The organism is Hymenobacter qilianensis (assembly GCF_014489555.1).
GTDB classification, from domain to species: Bacteria; Bacteroidota; Bacteroidia; order Cytophagales; family Hymenobacteraceae; genus Hymenobacter; species Hymenobacter qilianensis.
In genome coordinates, this window is the sequence record NZ_CP060784.1 from 2,866,329 (window position 1) to 2,881,302 (window position 14,974).

Consider the following 14,974-nt stretch of genomic DNA (forward strand, 5'->3'; position numbering starts at 1 on the left):
GCTCAACCGACGCTTCAGTAACACAAAATTTTTCTCCTCTCGGCGCGGGTCCACCTTTGACCCAAGCTCTCCACTACACAGTTTTTTCACTTCATTTTTCCTCTGCAAACCATGAAAACGTTCATTTTCCTGCTGGCCTTCGTGGCTGCTTCCTTCTCCGCTACCGCCCAACAAACCGCCGCCCCCGCCGGCTACACCGACATGATGGCAGCCACCATTATGGAGCTAAACAGCACCGGCGACCCTGCTCAACTCAGGCAGCTTGTAAGCAAATTTGAGCGAGCGGCCACCGCCGCACCCACTGATTGGCTGCCCGCCTATTATCAGGCGTACGGCCTGTTGATTACCGCTTTTCAAAGCAAAGAAGACGGCGACACCAAAGACGAGTACCTCGACCAGGCCGAGGCTGCGCTAGCCCAGGCCCGCAAGCTGCGCGGCGACGAATCGGAGCTGCTGGTGTTGCAAGGCTACATCTACCAGGCACGGCTAGGTATTTCACCCATGGACCGCTCGGGCAAATACTCGCGCATGGTGAGTGAGGTACTTGGGCAGGCTAAAGGCATAAACCCCGCTAACCCACGCATCTATCTGGTGCTCGGCAACAACGTCTACTTTACACCCAAGATGTTTGGGGCGGCCCTGAGGCTGCTAAGCCACTTTTTGAGGAAGCGAAAGCCCGGTTTGCTGCTTTTCAGCCCAGCAGCCCGTTAGCACCCAGCTGGGGCGAACGGCAGTTAACAAGCCGGTTGAAGGCATATGAACAAGCCGCTAGCGCGCAGGCTGCTAAGCAATAACTCTAAGTACACCTGGCGCGGCTGAGAGCGGCGCCGGGTGTACTCAGTTTCTCTCCGTAACTTCTGCCATCATGGACCTGCTGCATCAGTTCAACATTGGCTTACACATCGTTTGCGGCACGCTGGCTATGTTGCTTGGCCTCGTGCCGATGGCGGGGCGCAAGGGTGGAGCAAGTCACCGCCGCTTCGGCCGCTGGTTTTTGGCGGCAACCGCAGGTGTGTTGCTCACAGCAGTGCTTGGCCTAGCGGTGTTCGATTTTCGCGGCTACCTGGTCGGAATTGTGCTGCTGAGCGTGTATCAGGCGTGGTCGGGGTATCGGGCGGTGCGCACCCGCGCGACTGGCCCTACCCGCCTCGATGGGTGGGTGGCCGCCGGAGCTTTAGTGAGTAGTGTAGTGCTGGTGTTTTGCCTTAAAGCCATTGAGCTGGTCTGGACGCCGGGCATTATTTACTCGACCCTAGGTGCCTTAGTAGTCATGACGTTGTATGATTTGGCGCGTTTCCGCTTTGTGCCACTATGGCGTCGCACCTTGTGGCGCTACGACCATCTTTGGAAGATGATAAGCGCCTATTTTGCCTTGGTATCAGCCTTCACAGGCACAGTGCTACCACAATACAAGCCATATAGCCAGTTTGGGCCATCGGTGGTGGGGATGACACTAGTGCTGGGCTTTGGGCTCTACTATGCGTTGCGTCCAGACGCTTCTAAGCCCGATTTAATCACCATTAACCGCTCCTTCTAGCCCTTGTCTACCAGCCCGTATCTTGCCAGCGCTACCACGCTTGTTGAGCCTGGTTTCCCCGCCTGCTCTATGTCCGCACACAATCCCACAATGCCCCCCAGACAAGCCACCCGGGCCTGGCTGCGCATTCTTCTGACGCTGCTGTTGCTTTCCGTGACTATCAGCTTTCTTACCTGTCTGAAATGCTTGGACAATCCGCGGGAGCTGACCATAAACTTCGTGCTGACGGCCATTTACACCACGGGTCTGTGGCTGGCCAATGGCTACTCCGTGGATTGGCTAGACCGGTACGTGAGATGGAAGCAGGCCCCAGCCAAGCGGCTGGCGCTTACGCTGCTAGTGTCGCTGGGGGCTCTTTGGTGGTTATCGTGCTCGTGCGGCTGGGCTATATCCTGTACAGGGGGCAAAATCCGGCCTTGCTGGTCTCGCCTCAATATATAGACGGCTACCTGTTTCCGCTGGTCATCACGGCGTTGATTTCCATGTTTATGCACAGCCGGTCGTTCCTGCTGGGCTGGCGCGAGGCCGTGGTGCAGACCGAGCGTTTGCAAAAGGAAATGGCGCAGGCCGAGGCCGAAACCCTGCGTCAGCAGCTCGATCCGCACTTCATGTTCAATGCCCTGAACGCGCTTACTTCGCTGGTAGAGGAAGAGCCGCAGCTGGCCGTGCGCTTCATTCGGCAATTGTCGCAGGTGTACCGCTACGTACTCGATGCCCGTGGCCGGGAAGTGGTGCCGCTCGCCGATGAGATGGAGTTTGCCAAAGCGTATCTTTTTTTGCAGCGCATTCGCTACGGTGAGGCCTTGCAGGCTGAGCTGCCCGACCCCGACAGCGTGCCGCCGAACCTGATGGTGCCGCCGTTGAGCTTGCAGCTGTTGCTGGAAAACGCACTGAAACACAACGTGGCGCTTCAGCAGCAACCCCTGCATATCGGCTTCGAGCTGAACTTGCCCGCCCGACAGCTCACCCTACGCAACACGCTACGGCCGCGCCGCCTCAGCCCCGAAGAAACTAGCGGCCTGGGCCTGCGCAACCTGCAAGCCCGCTACGCTTTTCTAACCAGGCAGCCCCTACTCATTCAGCCCACCGCCACGGAGTTTGTCGTGACGCTGCCGTTGTTAGAAATAGGCTAATTCAGGGTGTAGAGACGCAATATCTTGTGTCCTATCGTTGAACTTAGCCAGCAGCCAACTCATGCTGATTAGTAGGTAGATTTAAGCTGACCAACGACCGCGACCATTAGACGCAAGATATTGCGTCTCTACCCAGCACGAAAAAAGCCCCCCAGAGCACCCAAAAACACCGATTAACTCATGTCAACTTCCCCTGCGCTTCGTGCCCTCCTCATCGAAGATGAACCCCTGGCCGCCCGGCGTCTCACGGAGCTGCTGCGGCGGCAGCAGCCGGCGGTGGAGGTAGTGGCCACGGCCGAATCGGTGGCGGCGGCCAAGGTGCTGCTCGCTACATTGCAGTCTGCGCCCGACGTGCTGTTTCTGGATATTCATTTGGCCGACGGATTGAGTTTCGAGCTGTTTGAGCAGACTACGGTGCCCTGTCCGGTTATCTTCACCACCGCCTACGACCAATATGCTATCCGGGCTTTCAAGGTGAACAGCGTGGATTATCTGCTCAAACCCATTGATGCCGGAGAGCTGGAAGCGGCCGTGCAAAAGCTGCGCGAGCGGCGCGCCAGCACTCATGCGGCCGCGCCCACGGCCTTCGATCCGGCCTTGCTGGTGCAAGTATTACAGCAGATGCAAACCCCCCGGCCCACCTACAAGGAGCAATTCGTGGTGCGAGTAGGGGAGCATCTCAAAACCATCGCCACGGAGCAGATAGCGTACTTTTTCAGCCTCGAAAAAGCCACGCTGCTTCAAACCCGCGAGAACCGCCGGTTTGTGGTGGACTACACGCTGGAGCAGCTGGAAAGCCTGCTCGACCCGCGCCAGTTCTTCCGCCTCAACCGCACGTATCTTGCCCAGGCCAGCGCCATTCAGGACATTATTCACTACACCAACTACCGCCTGCAAACCGTGCTTCAGCATTGCCCCGAGGGCCCTGTGCTGGTAAGTCGTGAGCGGGTGCCGGCTTTCAAAGCGTGGCTGGACAGGTAGCAAATTTGCCCCCCAGCCCAAGTTCGGACCCGCTGCATCAGCCTTCCAGCCAGTGTTTAAATACGCTGGCTTTCTCCCGGCTCACCACCACTTCATCAGTGGGGCTGGGGGCCAAATCCAGCTTCAGCTTGCCGTTGAAATGAGGGTGCAGGCGCTGCACCGCCTGCAAATGCGCCACAAACTGCCGATTAAGCCGGAAAAACTGCCTAGGGTCGAGCAGACCTTCCAACTGCTCCAGCGTGTAGTCCACCACAAACCGGCGGCCATCCAGCGCCACGAGCGTCGTGACTTCATTGCGACTCTGAAACCAGGCGATTTGCCCGACGAGTAGCGGCAGCTGCTGCTCCCCGCTGCGCACCAGAAAGCGCGATTTGTAGGGCTGATTGGGGAGGGGCAGGCTGTCGAGCAGGCGCTCCAGGCGCTGGGCCGCGTCGGGTGGGGTCGGCGCAGTAGGCGTCCGCCATTGCTCCAGCTTCCGGAGGGCGGCCTCCAGCTCAGCCAGCTTGATGGGCTTCAGCAAATAGTCGATGCTATTGGTCTTGAAAGCCCGGATGGCGTAGGCGTCGTAGGCGGTGGTAAAGATGACAGGGCTCCGTACAACGGTGCGCTCAAACAGCTCGAAACTCAATCCATCGGCCAGGTGAATATCGGCCAGAATAAGGTCGGGGGGCAAATTTGACTTCAGCCACGCCAGGGCGGCCGTCACGCTATCCAGCACCGCCACCACCTTGGCCTCCGGCGCCGCCTGGTGGAGTAGCCGCTGGAGGCGCTCCGCCGCCGGGTATTCATCTTCGAGCACCAGAACGGTCATGGATAGCTTGAGGGGCATCTGGATTAATGAATTAGATAATTGAGGGGATAGGGGATAAAATAGGCCTCCTGGAGAAATGCAGCGAGCTATAAAGGCAGAGCTAAGGCAAAATACCACGTCCAGGCAATAAAGAACAGCTGGAGCGGAATGCGGAACCAGAGGTAGCGAGGCCCTGGCCCATCCAAGGTGCCGGTCTGGTAGTTCAGATGGCGTTGAGCCGCAATGATATTGCCGGGCAAAATCAGGACGAAAAAGGCCATGAGTAACCAGCCCGTATGCCAGCGAAACGCTGGGAGTAGCAGCCCCACTGCCGCCAGTAGCTCCAGCACGCCGGTTGCCAATATCCATGCTTTTTTGGCGGGCAGAAAGTCCGGCAGCATTTGCATCATCCCTTTGGTAAAGGCAAAGTGCGCCACTCCTGTAAACAGCAGCATGGCAGCCATGGCTCCGTTTCCGGCGAAGACATAATTTGGGCTGCCATGCAGGATATACGTGCCGCCAGCCAACAGACCGAACATGGCGAGCAACACAAATAATGGTTTCATACCGATAGCTGTAAAAGAAAAAAGCCCTGCCTCAGCGAGGCCCCAGCAGCGGCAGCCGCACCCGAAACCGCTGATTCTCAGTGCTGATTTCTACTGGCTGAGAGGCATGCAGCAGCTCGTAGCGGTGCTGCACATTGCGCAAGCCAGTGCCGGTGCAGCGCACGAGCCCCGCCAGCCTTGGTCGCAGAATATTCTCCACTGTAAAATACCCGGTGGCCGGATCGGCGGTGAGGCGGAGCTCCAGCGGGTTTTCGCGCGAGGCGACGTTGTGCTTGAGCGCATTTTCCACCAGTAACTGCACGCTCAGGGGAGCCACGTGCCAAGTGAGCGCCACCGGTGGAATCTCCTGCTCAACCCGCAGGTTATCGCGAAAGCGGACTTTTTGCAGAGCCACATACGTGTCTACGAAAGCCAGCTCCTCCGCCAGCGGCACCGTTACTTTTTCGCGGCTGAGCAGCACGTAGCGGTACACATCGGCTAGCTGCTCTACAAACTCCTGGGCCGCCGCATTGCCAGGCTCAATGAGGGCCGAAAGCGTATTGAGCGAGTTAAACAAAAAATGCGGATCGAGCTGGTTTTGCAGGGCTTCGAGCTGGCTTTGTACCCCGGCTTGGGTAAGCTGCTCGGCATGGCGCACATTCTGCTCCCACTTCTGAAAAAAATGGTGGCTTTCGTACACAAGCAGCACTACCGAAGTAGGCACCAGATTCAGCAGTACTTGCACGAAAATTCGCTCGGCACTTAGCACCCCAAATAGTTCGGTGGGCAGCAAAAGTGTGAGCCCGACGGTGATGGAAACGGTGGCCAAACTAGCGTAGAGCAGGCAAGCAGCGGCCAGCCACCAGATGCGCACCGATGTTTGACCCACATCAGGAAACCGGCGAATAAGCCCTTGCCAGATAGCGCGCGTTCCCAGCCAAATGGTAAGCGTGTAAACAAGCGAAATCGGCCAGCTGACCAGGAACACCGGAACAGACCGAAAAGCGTAGTCGGCCTCGGGAAGCAGCATGAGCAGACTTACAATCGGAATTCCAAACAGCAGCAACTGACGGTCTTGCATGGTGGGTGGCGTGGGTTTTGGCCCCCGTGGGCCTGGCGGCAACTTACGCACTTTCCCTTACTGCGAAAGCAGCGGCAGACCGCTCAGCGCCCGCCAGTATAGCAGGGCCACCCCACCGGCGTAGAGCGCCGCGAAAGCAAAAATCCCCGCTGTTTGGGCACCAGTCTTCCAACTAGGCATCGCGCGGGCCAGCAGCCAACCGGCCAACGGAAGCGCCTGCAAAGCGTGCAAACCCAGAAAGTGGGCGGCGCGCAAATCGCCGGCGCGGGTGCTCCAGCCCAGCACGGGCAGGCCGGCGCCACCATCGGGAGCGCCTACGGTGTGCGCGTTTTGCCCAATCATGGCTCCACCAATGGCGCTGCCCAGCAAAAACAGCAGCAGCCCCAGCCGCATGCCCCACACGTACCCAGCCGAACCAAAAGGCCGGTGGCGCAGCATCAGATACAAGGCCCACACCAGCAAGAGGGTATTGATGGCGATAAACAGGCCCATGGCGGCAAATACCAGCGCATCGAAGACGGAGCTATTGTTGAAGTGCGAAGTAGTGCCACGGGCTGCCTGTAGGAAAATAGCCGCAATTTCGACCGTCATGCTGATGGCTACCCCCCAGCTGATAAGGCGCACGGCCCGCTGTGCAGGCGCCGGCAAATCGGCCAGCAGCCAGCCCAGCGTCCACAAATAGATAAGGTTGGAAAGCGAGAACTTGAGGGGCTTGAACCAAACGTTGAGGCCCGTTACCACGCGCTCATCAAACGGCACCAGCGCCAGGGCAAGCAGGGCCAATCCCGCACTCAGCCACCCCGCCCACGACAATACAGGATTGCAGCGGTGCAGAATGACCAGCCACTCGCGCAGATCCTGGCCCGAACTCAGGAGCAGCGGACGGCGGGGGACAAATGAAGCGGAGTTGCCAGAAGCGAAGAGGAGCGTTTTCATACCTATGACGAATAAGATGAACGAACAGAATCCAGGGCTGGGGCGGGGCTGGGGGGCAAATTCAGCGGGTAAAAGCGGCGCACGATGGCGTACAGCAGTAGCCCTACTGGCCCAAGCAAAAAGGTGAATAGCAGACACGGAATCAGCAGCAGGTGCGGCACTCCGCGGCGGTGCGCATCGCGCGCCGACCACGCGCCCACGGCCAGATCGAAGCAGAGATAATGCACCCAGCCCGCCAGCAGCGCCCACGGATCCTGGAAAAGCAGCGCAACTTCAGCCAGCGAAGAAAAGCCCCCCACACTGCCCTGCGGCCCCGCATAATGCACCCCAATGACTACGGCATAAACCACAGCCAACCCCAGCGACAATACCCCGCTGAGCACCAGGCGGCGCGTAACCATCCAGCGCGGCGCAATCAGCAGCAAGGCCCATCCCAGCATGGCTACGGTGTTGGCAACGGAGAACAAGGTAGTGGGCGTAAGCATAGCAGAGAGCTTTATTTCTACTAAACTACCCCTGATTTCTACCCCAGGAAATCCCTAACCAAGCGAAGCCGACCCCACGCCGGGTGAACCGGCAATATTCTGTGGTGAACCGTTGCTGTGGGCTGGGGCAAATGTGGGAAACCCAGCTGGGGGGCTTTTTTTATTGGCTTTCCATCGACCGATAACCCACAGATGATACCTGCGTTGAATTAAAGTACTCCGGGGCAAGTGGGCTGGCCATCCTTCCACTCACGTATTTCTGCCTGGTGGACGCGTACTTTTAGCCTGTGAATAAGCTCGTACTCCTGCTGCTCCTGCTGCTGAAACCGGCACTTGCCACGCACGCGGCCAGCGCAACGCACGCGGCCGTGGTGCCCGACAGTGCGTTCGTGCGGCAAACCCACCGCCGCCCGGTGTTTCAGTTCGACCAGCGCTTCTCGCTGCTTAATGGCAAGGTGGTCGGTATCAATGGGTTGAAAGGCGGAATCGAATTTAATGGGCGTCTGCGGGCCGGCCTGGGCGTGTACCTGCTCAGCGGCGGCGTGCCCACCGATGCTCCACTGCCCCCCGATTTGCCCCCTAACACCCGCGATGAGCTGCGTTTTCGCTACCTGGTAGGCTACGGCGAATATGTGCTCATCGGTAACCCGCGCTGGGAGCTGAGCACGCCCGTACAGATTGGATTGGGTAAGTTTTACTCCCGCTATGAACTCCCCAACGGCCAAGTGCGCCGCTCCGACAAAGACCAGATTTATATTCTGGAGCCTTCCATCGTCAGCCATTATCGGGTGTTTAAGTGGCTGGGTCTGGGCGGGGGCGCTGGCTACCGCCAGATGCTATTTATCAACGACAAGCTGGAAGATGAGCTGAGCGGCGTCATCTTCTACGGTCGGGTAAAGCTGTTTCTGGGTGATTTGTACAAGATAATGAGAGGCCGGCAGAGGCTCCTTTCCCAAGATGGGCTGCGCGCCGAAGACTGGCAAAAGTAGAATATAGCTTCTGGCTGCCTCAACCCCTATCCCCTTCTCCCCTAGGAGAGAGGGAGTCAGACGCTCAGCCTACGCGGCTACGTCGGCTGCCGCCTCCGTAACCGCTACCGTGTTCCTTTCTTGGTTTTATAAAGTAAAAAAGCCCCCGAATTGTCCTCGGGGGCTTTTTTGGGCGCCGCCAGCTACTCCATGCAGACTTCTGTAGCGGCCAGGCCGCCTGTTTGCCCACGGGTACTAGCGGCCGGCGGCTCGCCGCGCAGTTATTCCCGGATTCGTATTCTGCGTAAAGGTGTCCGGCTGCGTAACTAGGGCTTTTCTTCGCTCCGCCGCGCTAGCCTGGTCCCGCCGCACCCTTGCCCCATGAATAATGCGACTCGTCAAATACAGTATTTCTTATTCAGCCAGGATTTCTCGGATGGCGTGCGCATCACCCTGGCGGTGCTGCTGCCGCCGTTGGTGCTGGGCCAGCTTGGGCAGCTCGAAACGGGCATTTCCCTTTCCATTGGGGCGCTGTGCATTAGCCTGATCGACTCGCCGGGGCCGGTAAAGCACAAGCGCAATGGCATGCTCTACGGCAATCTGGCTATATTCCTGGTGGCGCTGCTTACTGGCTTTGCCCGGCTCAGCCCCTGGACGATGGGGCTGGAGGTGTTGGTGCTCAGCTTCCTGTTTACCATGTTCAACGTCTATGGCAACCGGGCGGCGGCGCTCGGCTCGGCGGCGCTGCTGATCATGATTTTGAACATGGATCGGCCGCTTACGCCCCCGCAAGTGCTCACGCACAGCCTGCTGACCCTGCTGGGGGGCATTTGGTACATGGCGCTGGGGCTGCTGATTTTTCGCGTGTGGCCCTACCGGCCGGCCCAGCAGGCCATCGGCGAATGCGTGCACGCTATTGCTCAGTTTCTTCGAATAAAGGCAAACTTTTACCACGCCCATACCGACCTAGACAGGAGCTACCGCCAGTTGGTGGCCCAACAGGTAGTGGTAAGTGAAAAGCAGGAAGCGGTGCGCGAGTTGCTGTTCAAAACCCGGCAGATCGTGCGCGAATCCACGCCCGAGAGTCGCCGGCTCCTGCTCACCTTCATAGACGTGGTCGACCTGTACGAGCACATTACCACCACGTATTACGACTATGCGGCCCTGCGGACGCAGTTTCAAACCACGGGCGTGCTGGCGGAAGTAGGCCGCATGATTGAGCAGCTGGCCGAGGAGCTGGACACGATTAGCCTGGCCATGCAGTCCAACCGCGCGTTTCATGCGCGCGCCAACCACAGTCAGCAGCTGGAGCACTTGCAGGCTCACATAGAGGCCGTGGGCCAGCAGCACCCGGAGGTTCGTACGCTGGTGCTCAAAAAGCTGCTCGTTAATCTGCGCAACCTCGTTCAGCGCCTGGAAGATGTGCTGGGCTACTTCAATGCCCCGGCGCCCGCGCCCACCCGCCGCACCACGGAGGTGGAGTACGGCCGCTTCGTATCGCATCAGGACTACGGGTTAGGCGTTTTGCGCAGCAACCTGACGTTTAAATCGGCCGTTTTTCGCCACGCCGTGCGCGTGCTGCTGGCCAGCGGGGTGGCATTCCTTGTTGCCAAGCTGGTGTTTGCTGGCAGCCACAGCTACTGGATTGTGATGACGGCGGTATACATGCTCAAGCCCGCCTTCAGCCTGACCAAGAAGCGCAACTACGAGCGCATCATCGGGACGCTGCTGGGGGGCTTTTTGGGGGTGCTACTGCTGGTCAGCATCACCAGCCAGCCTCTGCAGTTTGCCTTTCTTCTGCTTCTGATGGTGCTGTCGTTCAGCTTTCAGCGCCGCCACTACCTTACCTACGTCACGTTCATCACGTCCTTCGTGGTTGTCATGCTTAGCTTTCTGGGCGGGAGTTACCTGGCCGTGGCCCAGGAGCGCTTGCTGGATACGGTGGTCGGCTGCGTCATTGCCCTGACGGCGGGCTACCTGCTGTTTCCCAACTGGGAGTCGGAGCAGCTGCGCGACTATATGGGCCGGGTGCTGTCCGCCAACCGGCGCTACCTGCAGCAGCTGGCGGAAAGCCTCGCCGGCCGGCCCCCCGATTTTATTCCTTACCGACTGGCGCGCAAGGAAGTGTACGTGAGTTCGGCCAACTTGGCGGCGGCCTTTCAGCGCATGCTGTCCGAGCCCAAAAGCAAGCAGCAGCGCAGCGAGGATGTGCATCAGTTTGTGGTGCTCAACCATATTCTGTCCTCCAATATCGCCACCCTGAGTGCCGCCGTGCGGGCCCAGCCGTCCCTAGCGCCTTCCGTGGAAGTACAGCGCGCCCTGCGCCGGGCCTTGGCCGCCCTCACCACCAGCCTGCAAAAGCTGACTCCCGCCGCGCCCCCTGAATCAGCGCCCGCGCTACCTGCCGCCCCGGCGGAGCGCGCAGAAAAGCCCCCACCGCCGACGACCGGCAGGTGCTGGAGCAGCTGGAGTTTATTCAGAAAGTCAGCGGCGATATCAGCCGGGTAACGGAGGCGGTGTTGGCGTAGCCACTCACTGATTACCGCGGCCCGCGCCGCCGGCTGCCAGCGCTGCTTTCAGCGTTGCCCGCCGGTCCAGCTTGCCGGATGCCGTAGTTTCAAACTGCGGGACAAACACCAGCTCGCGGGGCCGCTCATACCGACCCAGACGCTCGGTGAGCAGCGCCAGGAGCTGCTCGCTCTGCATCGACGATAGCGGGGCGCCTTCCAGAAAAGCCGTTACCTGCTCACCCAAGCGCTCATCGGGCCGGGCGGTCACGAAGGTGCGTCTGGGGGGCAAATTGAGTTCCGCCAGCGCTACTTCCAGCACCTGCTCCACCTTTTCGGCCTGCACCTTCACGCCCCCGGAGTTAATGACAAAGTCGGCGCGGCCCAGCCACTCAAACGCGTGCTCTTCGGGCAGCAGGCGCACCTGGTCATTGGTTACAATAAGCTGATCATTGGTAACGTCGGCGCGCACCGCAAGGCAGCCGCGCTCGTCCTGCTCCACATGAATGCCGGGAAGCACTTTGTAGGTCAGCGAAGCATCGGGGCCATTGAGGCGGCGCAGCGCAATGTGGGAGGCGGTTTCGGTCATGCCGTAGGTATGATACACGGGCACCGTGAGGGCCTGGGCGGCCCGCGCCAACCCGCTCTCCACGGCCGCGCCGCCTACCAGAACAGCCTTCATTTTATTGAGCCGCGCCGCGTGCCCATTCTCCAGCACCGTGCGCAGCTGCAACGGCACGAAAGAAGCAAAGTCGAACGCCGCCCCAGGCGGCACCAGGGCCAGCGGGTCGGCGTGAGGCTCCACGATGGTCAGGTGCAGATTCAGCTCCAGGCCGCGCACCAGCATCATCAGCCCACCCACATATTCGCAGTTCAAACACACCAGCATCCGGTCACCGGGCCCCAGGTCGAAGTAGTCGCCGGTGCGGTGGGCACTAGCCGCGAGCTGCTGCCGCCGCAGCTGTATCCGCTGGGGCTCGCCGGTAGAGCCGGAGGTCTGGAGGCCAAATTCCAGCGTGCCATTCAGCCACTGCCGGCAGAAGTCCAGCACCTTGGCCTCGTAGCCATTCAGATCTACGGGACTATCGGCGGGGTATTGCTTGATGTCGGCGTAGCGAAACTCGCGGCCGTTGAGGAGAAGGGAATCGGGAAGGAGGGAAGTATCAGGCATGGGCAAAGCAGAGGAGCGCGGCAAACGTTTGTAAAGAGCCATAACTGCATACGGATAATGCCTGGAGCTGCCTAAAGTGGCCGAGTAACTGTGGCATAAATCGTTCTTAACTCTTCTTCTTTTTGATCTTCCCCTGCTGCTCCTGAATAAACCGATCCGTCATCTTCTCGAGAATGGATAGCGTAACCGTGCCGTTGGAAAGCACCATGTCGTGAAAAGCGCGAATGTCAAAGTCGTCTTTCAACGCTACCTCAGCCTTTTGGCGCATTTCCTTGATCTTTAGTTCGCCCATCTTATAGGCCAGCGCCTGCCCAGGCCACAAAATGTAGCGGTTGACTTCGGTGTTCACTTCGTGCAGCGAAAGCGCTGTATTGTCTGCCAGATAAGCCACGGCCTGCTCCCTTGTCCAACCTTTGGAGTGAATACCTACATCAATCACCAGGCGGCAGGCCCGCCACATTTCATAAGTCAGTCGGCCAAATAAGCTGTACGGGTCCTTATAAAAACCCATTTCGTGCCCCAGGTATTCACTATATAATCCCCAGCCTTCGCCAAAGGCGTTGATGTAGCTATTTCTGCGGAACTCGGGCAAACCGGTTAATTCCTGGGTTAAGGAAATCTGCAAATGATGACCTGGCACGGCTTCGTGCAGCGTTAATGACTCAAGCGTGTACAGCGTACGGTTCGGCAGATTGGACGTGTTTACCCAGTACTCACCGGCCCGCGTGCTGCTGATAGGCGCCCGCGAATACCGCCCCGCAGTATAATTGGGGGCCAAATATTCCGGGACGGGCACTACTGTGAATGGCTGCCGGGGCAGCTTACCAAATAGCGAAGGCAATTTGCCCTCCACGGTTTTGGCAATGTAGGCCGCATCCTTCAGTAGGGCATCCGCTGTTTTTGGCTGAAACTGCGGATCAGTGCGCAAAAAGGCGATGAATTCTTTGAAGTTGCCTTTAAATTTTACGTCGCGGATAACATTATCCATTTCACCCCTTATCCGCGCTACCTCCTTTAAGCCAAGCTGATACACCTGTTCCGAAGTAAGATTGGTGGTGGTAAAGTGCCGCACCCGATCCTCATAATAAGCCCGACCATCAGGAAACCCCGAGGCGCCCAGCGTAGGGCGAGCTTTGGGCAAATACTCCTGATCAAAAAACGTCTTTATTTTTCGGTAGCTGCTCGTTACATCCTTGTTGATAACGGCTTTTGCAGTGGTTTGCAGTGCTGCCCAGTCGGCCTCGGAAATTGAGGCTGGCTTTGTCGCAAACGGCTTCCAGAACACCGATTGCTCAGCCGTTTCCACTATGTGCTGGGTGTAGCTGGTTTCATAGCCATTGAGCACTTCTCGCGGCTGGGTAATGCCGGCGGCAATACCCAGCCGCATTAATTGCAGGTTCTCATCAACGAAACGCGGAATGTCTTTTAATAAAATAAGGTACTGCTCAGCGTCCTTTTTAGAATGGATAATGGTGTTTCCTCTTGAGGCCAGTGTAGCGTGAAAACCAGCATCGGTTTGGATGGGATTTAAGTAGGATTTGAATTGATATTCGGCCAATTCATCCAGCACATCGTGGCTTAATAATTCCAGGTTAATCTGGTCATCGAAAGACAATGATTTCTGATTAATCGCCTTTAGTTGGGCGTTAATTTTTTGGTAGAAACGGCCTTTGGCTGCAAAGCTGCTTTCTGTCCGGGAGCGCAATACCTGGTTGCTGCTGCTGTCGCGCTTCCACGATTGCTTCTCAAAATCCTTGATTGCCGCCAGGGCAGCCGCTATCTCTTTCTGGACTGGCTGCTGTTGGGCTCGAAGCCCGCCCGTGACGAGCAGGAGGGAGAAAGTGAAGAGTACCGGAACTCTCATAAATAATCTGTTAGGGGGTGAGCCTTGTGGTAGGTAAGCAGAGACCGTAAATGTAGAGCTACCTAATCAGCCACCGCTGATACGTCTTGGCTGAGGGTGCCATTACCACGCAGAGCGCCAGCAGCAAACACCCAAAGAAAACCAAATCAAGAGGGCTTCTGGTGATGGTGAAAGTAACTAACGGCGGCAGGCCCGTCAGCCCTAGTAAGCTGTTGCGCAGAAAGACGCGGCTTTTGTACAGGCGGATGTTCTCGGCCGCCGGCCGCCGCAGGTTCGGCTTGATCTGAGCGGAAACCAGGTAAACGAGCACGCCTACCACCACCAATAAGCCCCCAGCAGCAACAGCGCGGGCCACGTCGCAATCTGCGGATTTACGGCGCCCGAGCTGGCGGTGCGGCGGCTGGCGGCCAATACTAAAGCAGCCATTACGGCCGCCTGTGTGGGGTAGTGCAGCCAGTGCATGCGCCGAATGCGCCGCATAGCTTCGTCGTATGTGGGGTCTGCCATGCCTTCGGCCGCGTAGCGCGCTACAACCAGAATATGCTCTTGACCGCGTCGGATCCGGGTCGCTATTTAGCTGCCGTGGGCTCCGGCAGCAGCTTGAAGTAGCTGGCCTTGAAGCGGTTGTTGACTATTTCGCCCTGCACTTCCGCCTTGCGGATAGCGCTACAGAATCCGTCTTTAGCGTGGGCATCGCCGTGCGAGTCGATGTCTGATCCATCAACGAAATACGCTTTGCCGTCTATCCGCACCGCCAGATCACATTCCTTGCCCGGCAGCCCCAGCTTGCACTGCCCACACGAAGCGTCCACTACCATCACTTTCTTGGCCTTGTCAGGGGCGGCAGCTACACCTGAAGTGGCTTTGGTAGTTTGGGCATTCGCAGTAGATACTGCGCAAAAGCCGAGGGCAAGTAGCATTAATAAAGACTTCATAGGGCTGCTGGTTGCTGGAGTAAGCGGCAATAAAGTTGCCA

Annotated in this window: 17 protein-coding genes; 7 read left to right on the forward strand and 10 right to left on the reverse strand. The window is 58.3% G+C overall.

Going from position 1 to position 14,974, the window contains the following annotated elements; translation table 11 throughout:
• Window positions 1-111 precede the first annotated feature (111 nt).
• The 5 genes from H9L05_RS13200 (at window position 112) to H9L05_RS13220 (ending at window position 3,651) form a co-directional block, all read left to right on the forward strand.
• The gene (locus H9L05_RS13200; protein ID WP_187731365.1) at window positions 112-711 is read left to right on the forward strand and encodes a hypothetical protein; all 600 of its coding nucleotides are present in this window, start codon (window positions 112-114) and stop codon (window positions 709-711) included.
• A 154-nt stretch (window positions 712-865) separates the two neighbouring features.
• Window positions 866-1,537, forward strand: a complete 672-nt coding sequence (locus H9L05_RS13205) for a DUF2306 domain-containing protein (protein WP_187731366.1) — start codon at window positions 866-868, stop codon at window positions 1,535-1,537.
• Window positions 1,538-1,606: 69 nt separating this feature from the next.
• Entirely contained in the window at window positions 1,607-1,978 is a 372-nt protein-coding gene (locus H9L05_RS13210; RefSeq protein ID WP_187731367.1) for a hypothetical protein, read from the forward strand.
• Complete coding sequence (locus H9L05_RS13215; protein WP_223284950.1) at window positions 1,897-2,670, forward strand: sensor histidine kinase; 774 nt, start codon at window positions 1,897-1,899, stop codon at window positions 2,668-2,670. The genes H9L05_RS13210 and H9L05_RS13215 overlap by 82 nt, the downstream gene beginning before the upstream one ends.
• A gap of 180 nt (window positions 2,671-2,850) precedes the next feature.
• Window positions 2,851-3,651, forward strand: a complete 801-nt coding sequence (locus H9L05_RS13220; RefSeq protein ID WP_187731369.1) for a LytR/AlgR family response regulator transcription factor — start codon at window positions 2,851-2,853, stop codon at window positions 3,649-3,651.
• A gap of 37 nt (window positions 3,652-3,688) precedes the next feature.
• Here H9L05_RS13220 and H9L05_RS13225 read toward each other — a convergent pair whose 3' ends face one another.
• From H9L05_RS13225 to H9L05_RS13245, 5 genes are all read right to left on the reverse strand, one after another.
• Window positions 3,689-4,480 (reverse strand): LytR/AlgR family response regulator transcription factor, encoded by a 792-nt coding sequence (locus H9L05_RS13225; RefSeq protein WP_223284422.1) that lies wholly within the window; start codon window positions 4,478-4,480, stop codon window positions 3,689-3,691.
• 68 nt (window positions 4,481-4,548) lie between these two features.
• On the reverse strand, window positions 4,549-5,007 hold the full coding sequence (locus tag H9L05_RS13230) for a DoxX family protein (protein WP_187731370.1): 459 nt from the start codon (window positions 5,005-5,007) through the stop codon (window positions 4,549-4,551).
• A 31-nt stretch (window positions 5,008-5,038) separates the two neighbouring features.
• Window positions 5,039-6,067: a sensor histidine kinase gene (locus tag H9L05_RS13235; protein ID WP_187731371.1), complete on the reverse strand. Its 1,029-nt coding sequence runs from the start codon at window positions 6,065-6,067 to the stop codon at window positions 5,039-5,041.
• A gap of 57 nt (window positions 6,068-6,124) precedes the next feature.
• On the reverse strand, window positions 6,125-7,003 hold the full coding sequence (locus H9L05_RS13240; RefSeq protein ID WP_187731372.1) for a hypothetical protein: 879 nt from the start codon (window positions 7,001-7,003) through the stop codon (window positions 6,125-6,127).
• Between the two features lie 2 nt (window positions 7,004-7,005).
• Window positions 7,006-7,488, reverse strand: a complete 483-nt coding sequence (locus tag H9L05_RS13245) for an ABA4-like family protein (protein WP_187731373.1) — start codon at window positions 7,486-7,488, stop codon at window positions 7,006-7,008.
• 287 nt (window positions 7,489-7,775) lie between these two features.
• Between H9L05_RS13245 and H9L05_RS13250 the strand changes: the two genes are divergently transcribed.
• Complete coding sequence (locus tag H9L05_RS13250) at window positions 7,776-8,477, forward strand: hypothetical protein (RefSeq protein ID WP_187731374.1); 702 nt, start codon at window positions 7,776-7,778, stop codon at window positions 8,475-8,477.
• 360 nt (window positions 8,478-8,837) lie between these two features.
• Window positions 8,838-10,964, forward strand: a complete 2,127-nt coding sequence (locus tag H9L05_RS13255) for an FUSC family membrane protein (protein ID WP_187731375.1) — start codon at window positions 8,838-8,840, stop codon at window positions 10,962-10,964.
• 24 nt (window positions 10,965-10,988) lie between these two features.
• Here the strand turns inward: H9L05_RS13255 and H9L05_RS13260 are convergent, their stop codons facing one another.
• The 5 genes from H9L05_RS13260 to H9L05_RS13280 form a co-directional block, all read right to left on the reverse strand.
• Window positions 10,989-12,134 (reverse strand): AMP-binding protein, encoded by a 1,146-nt coding sequence (locus tag H9L05_RS13260; protein ID WP_187731376.1) that lies wholly within the window; start codon window positions 12,132-12,134, stop codon window positions 10,989-10,991.
• 106 nt (window positions 12,135-12,240) lie between these two features.
• The gene (locus tag H9L05_RS13265) at window positions 12,241-13,998 is read right to left on the reverse strand and encodes a DUF885 domain-containing protein (protein WP_187731377.1); all 1,758 of its coding nucleotides are present in this window, start codon (window positions 13,996-13,998) and stop codon (window positions 12,241-12,243) included.
• Between the two features lie 58 nt (window positions 13,999-14,056).
• Window positions 14,057-14,353, reverse strand: a complete 297-nt coding sequence (locus tag H9L05_RS13270; protein WP_187731378.1) for a hypothetical protein — start codon at window positions 14,351-14,353, stop codon at window positions 14,057-14,059.
• A complete protein-coding gene (locus H9L05_RS13275; RefSeq protein WP_187731379.1) occupies window positions 14,311-14,505 on the reverse strand; it encodes a hypothetical protein in 195 nt (64 codons plus the stop codon). The genes H9L05_RS13270 and H9L05_RS13275 overlap by 43 nt, the downstream gene beginning before the upstream one ends.
• 62 nt (window positions 14,506-14,567) lie before the next feature.
• Window positions 14,568-14,933 carry a DUF6370 family protein gene (locus H9L05_RS13280; protein ID WP_187731380.1) on the reverse strand — a complete coding sequence of 122 codons (366 nt, stop codon included), beginning with the start codon at window positions 14,931-14,933 and terminating at the stop codon, window positions 14,568-14,570.
• Between the last annotated feature and the right edge of the window lie 41 nt (window positions 14,934-14,974).